The sequence below is a fragment of the Microbacterium sp. 71-23 genome (genome assembly GCF_001897265.1).
In the GTDB taxonomy this organism is placed as follows: domain Bacteria; phylum Actinomycetota; class Actinomycetes; order Actinomycetales; family Microbacteriaceae; genus Microbacterium; species Microbacterium ginsengisoli.
The window spans coordinates 1-4,758 of sequence record NZ_MKSL01000054.1; the positions used below are offsets into that span (position 1 = coordinate 1).

Annotated in this window: 4 protein-coding genes and 1 pseudogene; 3 read left to right on the plus strand and 2 right to left on the minus strand. The window is 71.0% G+C overall.

What is annotated here, in order from left to right; genetic code table 11:
• The coding region (locus tag BGO15_RS14730; RefSeq protein WP_286748451.1) for a phospholipid carrier-dependent glycosyltransferase at positions 1 to 920 on the minus strand (920 nt) is incomplete at its 3' end.
• Positions 921 to 942: 22 nt separating this feature from the next.
• Here BGO15_RS14730 and rsmI point away from each other — a divergent pair.
• The 3 genes from rsmI (at position 943) to BGO15_RS14745 (ending at position 4,308) form a co-directional block, all read left to right on the plus strand.
• Positions 943 to 1,764, plus strand: a complete 822-nt coding sequence (gene rsmI / locus BGO15_RS14735) for a 16S rRNA (cytidine(1402)-2'-O)-methyltransferase (protein WP_286748452.1) — start codon at positions 943 to 945, stop codon at positions 1,762 to 1,764.
• 88 nt (positions 1,765 to 1,852) lie between these two features.
• Entirely contained in the window at positions 1,853 to 3,430 is a 1,578-nt protein-coding gene (gene metG / locus BGO15_RS14740; protein WP_286748453.1) for a methionine--tRNA ligase, read from the plus strand.
• The gene (locus BGO15_RS14745; protein WP_286748454.1) at positions 3,430 to 4,308 is read left to right on the plus strand and encodes a TatD family hydrolase; all 879 of its coding nucleotides are present in this window, start codon (positions 3,430 to 3,432) and stop codon (positions 4,306 to 4,308) included. Before metG ends, BGO15_RS14745 begins: the two co-directional genes overlap by 1 nt.
• Positions 4,309 to 4,516: 208 nt before the next feature.
• Here the strand turns inward: BGO15_RS14745 and BGO15_RS14750 are convergent.
• Positions 4,517 to 4,758, minus strand: a pseudogene (locus BGO15_RS14750) (MFS transporter); the annotation flags it as partial.

Consider the following 4,758-nt stretch of genomic DNA (forward strand, 5'->3'; position numbering starts at 1 on the left):
CCCGTCCACGAGAACAGGTACACGACGAGCGCGATCGGGACGAGCGCGAGGAAGGCGGGAACCGCCTGACGGAGCGCGTCGGCCGGCCACAGCCGCACGCCGCCGCGCCGGCGGGCGAGCGCATCCGAGACCACGGCGTAGATGCCGATGGCGGCGATGACGTAGAGGCCCGACCACTTCACGGCGGTCGCCGCCCCCGCCGCCGCCCCCGCCGCGAGCAGCCAGGGCCGGCCCCACAGGAACGGGCCCCACGCCGGCGGCTCGGCGCCCTCCGCGCGCGCCGCGAGGGTGCGTTCGAGTCGCCCGACGTGACGTTCGCGGTCGAGGATCGCGAACCAGAACGCCAGCAGCAGGAAGAAGGTGAGGATGCCGTCGAGGAGCGCGACGCGGCTGAGGACGATCGCGAGGCCGTCGATGGCCATGAGGAACGCCGCGACGGTGGCGAAGACGGTCGAGCGGGTCAGGCTCTTGGCCACCAGGTACAGCACGAGCACGGTCGCCGTGCCGAACAGCGCGACGGAGAAGCGCCAGCCGGCGGTGGAGTCGGGGCCGAACAGCCACATCCCCGCCCCGATGATCCACTTGCCCAGCGGCGGGTGGACGACGAAGCTCCCGGTCTTCAGGAAGATGTCGCTCTGACCGGCGAGGAACTTGGGGTCGGCGCCGTCCGGCCAGTTCGCCGGATAGCCGAGGTTCCACTGGCTCCACGCGTCCTTGACGTAGTAGGTCTCGTCGAAGACGATCGCGTGCGGGTCGCCGAGGTTCCAGAAGCGCAGGATGCCGGCCAGGAGCGTCACCAGAACCGGGGCGAGCCATCCGATGCGCTGCGCGATGGCCGGATCGGCGCGTACCCGCGAGGCCCATCGATCGTAGAAGGACGGCCTCGTCGCAGGCAGCAGAGGCTCCACCGTCGTCGTCACGGGTCCAGCCTAAGCTGGGGCGGTGATCATCCTCGCGGCCACACCGATCGGCAACCTGGGTGACGCGTCGCGGCGTCTCGTCGAGGCGCTCGAGGAGGCGACGGTGATCGCCGCCGAGGACACGCGGACCAGCCAGCGGCTGCTCGCAGCGCTCGGCATCGCGAACCGTCCGCGGCTGATCGCGCTGCACGACCACAACGAGAAGGACCGTGCCGCTGAGGTGGTCGGCCTCGCCGTCGACGCCGACGTCCTCGTGCTCAGCGACGCCGGCATGCCGACCGTGAGCGACCCGGGCTACGGGCTCGTGGCCGAGGCCGTGCGCCGCGGTGTCGCCGTCACGGTGATCCCGGGACCGAGCGCGGTCCCGACCGCGCTCGCGGTGTCGGGCCTGCCCACCGACCGCTTCACGTTCGAGGGCTTTCTGCCGCGGAAGCCGGGGGAGCGGCGTGCCGCGCTCGCGGCGCTGCAGTCCGAGGGGCGCACGATGGTGTTCTTCGAGGCGCCGTCGCGCGTGGCGGCGAGCCTCGCCGACATGGCGCGCGCCTTCGGGGCCGACCGCCGCGCGGCCGTCTGCCGGGAGCTGACCAAGCTCCATGAGGAGGTCGTGCGCGGTCCGCTCGCGGAGCTCGCCGCGTGGGCCGAAGCGGGCGTGCGCGGCGAGCTGGTGGTGGTCGTCGCAGGCGCCGAGGTGCGCGCGGTCTCCCTGCCCGACGCCGTCACGGAGGTGCTCGAGCTCGTGCGCACGGGCACCCGCATGAAGGATGCCGCGGCCGAGGTCTCGGCGCAGACGGGCCTGTCCAGCCGGGAGCTGTACCAGGCCGCGCTCGCCGTCCGCAACGGCTGAATGTTACGGCGGCCGCTCGGGGGCGCTGCCCGCGGGGGCCGTTCGTCACGCCGCCGGGCGCGACATCCGTCCGAACTAGACTTCGGTGGTGACTTCCGGCCGCTCCTTCTACATCACGACGCCGATCTACTATCCGAGCGACGTCCCCCACATCGGCCACGGCTACACGACCGTGGCGGTGGACACGCTCGCGCGCTGGCACCGCCAGGCGGGTGACGACACCTGGATGCTGACGGGGACGGACGAGCACGGGCAGAAGATGCTCCGTGCCGCGGCGGCCAACGGCGTCACGCCGCAGCAGTGGGTCGACAAGCTCGTCGCCGAGGCGTGGTTCCCGCTGCTCACGCAGCTGGACGTCGCGAACGACGACTTCATCCGCACCACCCAGGAGCGTCACGAGGAGCGCGTGCGCGCGTTCGTCCAGGCGCTGTACGACCGCGGCTACATCTACGCGGGCGAGTACGAGGCGCTGTACTGCGTCGGCTGCGAGGAGTTCAAGCCCGAGGCCGAGATCGTCGACGGCACCGGGCCGTTCGAGGGCCTCAAGGTGTGCGCGATCCACTCGATCCCTCTGGAGCTGCTGCAGGAGAAGAACTACTTCTTCAAGCTCAGCGAGTTCCAGGACCGCCTGCTCGAGCTCTACTCGTCGGTCCCCGACTTCGTGCGCCCCGAGTCGGCGCGCAATGAGGTCGTCTCGTTCGTGAGGTCCGGGCTGAAGGACCTCTCGATCTCGCGATCCGCGTTCGACTGGGGCATCCGCGTGCCGTGGGACGAGACGCACGTCATCTACGTGTGGGTCGATGCGCTGCTGAACTACGCGACGGCGGTGGGCTACGGCTCCGACCCGGAGGAGTTCGCCCGCCGGTGGCCCGCGTACCACGTCGTCGGCAAGGACATCCTCCGCTTCCACGCCGTCATCTGGCCGGCGATGCTGATGGCCGCGGGCGTCGACGTCCCGAGGGGCGTGTTCGCGCACGGGTGGCTGCTCGTGGGCGGCGAGAAGATGTCGAAGTCGAAACTGACCGGCATCGCTCCGGCCGAGATCATCGACGTCTTCGGCTCGGACGCCTATCGCTTCTACTTCCTGTCGGCGATCGCGTTCGGCCAGGACGGGTCGTTCTCGTGGGAGGACCTGTCGGCGCGCTACCAGGCCGAGCTGGCGAACGGCTTCGGCAACCTGGCCTCCCGCGCGACGGCGATGATCGAGCGCTACTTCGAGGGGATCGTCCCGGCACCGAGCACCTACCTGGATGGCGACCTCGCCATCCAGCGCACGGTGGCGGATGCCGTGACGGCGGCGGATGCCGCGATCGAGCGCTTCCGCATCGACGAGGCGATCACCGCGATCTGGACGATCGTCGACGCGCTGAACGGCTACATCACCGACAACGAGCCGTGGGTGCTCGCCAAGGACGACGCGCAGCGCGAGCGGCTCGGGACGGTGCTCTACACGGCGGCGGAGGGCCTGCGTGCGCTCGCCGTGCTGCTGTCTCCGGTCATGCCCGTGGCGACGGAGAAGCTGTGGATCGCACTGGGGGCCGCCGAGACCCTCGGGCGCCTGCAGGATCAGCCGATCCGCGAGGCCGGAGCCTGGGGCATCCTGACGTCCGGCACGTCGGTGAACGGGCTCGCGCCCCTCTTCCCGCGCGTCGAGCAGTCGGTGTGATGACGGACCCGAGTCAGTACGTGCGGCAGCGCGAGAAGGGCTCGCGCGACGTCACGTATCCTCCGGGGCCGGAGCCGTTGTCGGTGCCGGTGTACGACAACCACTGCCACCTCGAGATCGAGGACGGGGTCGGGCTGTCGCTCGACGAGCAGCTGCGCCGTGCCGCCGATGTCGGGATCGCCGGCGTCGTGCAGGCGGGCGGTGACATCGAGTCGAGTCGCTGGTCGGCGTGGGCCGCGGCATCCCACCGGCGGGTGCTGGCGGCGGTGGCCATCCATCCGAACGAGGCGCCGGCGTACGACGCCGCGGGACGCCTGGACGAGGCGATCGCCGTCATCGACGAGCTCGCCGGGCAGCCGCGCGTGCGGGCGATCGGCGAGACGGGCCTCGACTTCTTCCGCACGGGGGACGACGGGATCCCGGCGCAGCTGCGTTCGTTCGAGGCCCACATCGCTCTCGCGAAGAAGCACGGCATCGCGATGCAGATCCACGATCGCGACGCTCACGACGCCGTGCTGGAGACCCTCGAGCGGGTCGGTGCGCCCGAGCGGACCGTTTTCCATTGCTTCTCCGGGGACGCGGTCATGGCGCGGACGGCCGCCGAGCGCGGCTACTACCTGTCGTTCGCGGGCAACGTGACGTTCAAGAACGCCCAGAACCTCCGCGATGCCCTCGCCGTCACACCGCGGGAGCGCATCCTCGTGGAGACGGACGCGCCGTTCCTCACGCCCGTGCCGCACCGAGGGCGTCCCAACGCGCCGTATCTCGTGCCGGTGACGGTGCGCTTCCTGGCCGAGGAGCTCGGCACGGACCTCGACGAGCTGTGCGCGCAGATCGCGCGCAACACCCTCGACGTGTACGGCGCGTTCGAGGACTGAGCGTCTCCCGCGCCCTGCGATCCGGCGCATGTGGCTCGCGCGGGGCGCGCAATTCTGCGGAGATGTGCAGGATGTCGGAGCCTTCCCGCGCGACCCGTCCGCGATCTTGCACATCTCCGACATTGTGCGCGTCGGAGGGACGGAGTGTCGAGGCACGGAGCGTCGAGGGACGGAGCGCGGGAGCGCGGGAGGGCGGGAGGGAGGGGGATCAGACCGCGGGGTCCTCGTCGATGACGGGCTTGGCCGCCGCGATGTTCGAGATGGAGCGCCAGACCGCGATCAGGGTGATGAGCGCGCCGCCGAACGCGAACCACCACGGTGCCGTGAGGCCCCAGGTCTCGGCGATGACGCCGCCGAGCAGCTGCCCGATCACGAGGCCGCCGAAGACCCCCACCATGTTCACCGACGCGATGCGGCCCTGGAGGTGCAGCGGCACCAGCCGCTGGCGCA

Excerpts from the sequence above, each read along its gene's own strand:
- BGO15_RS14745 (WP_286748454.1), top strand. The coding sequence starts at position 3,430 with ATGACGGACCCGAGTCAGTACGTGCGGCAGCGCGAGAAGGGCTCGCGC.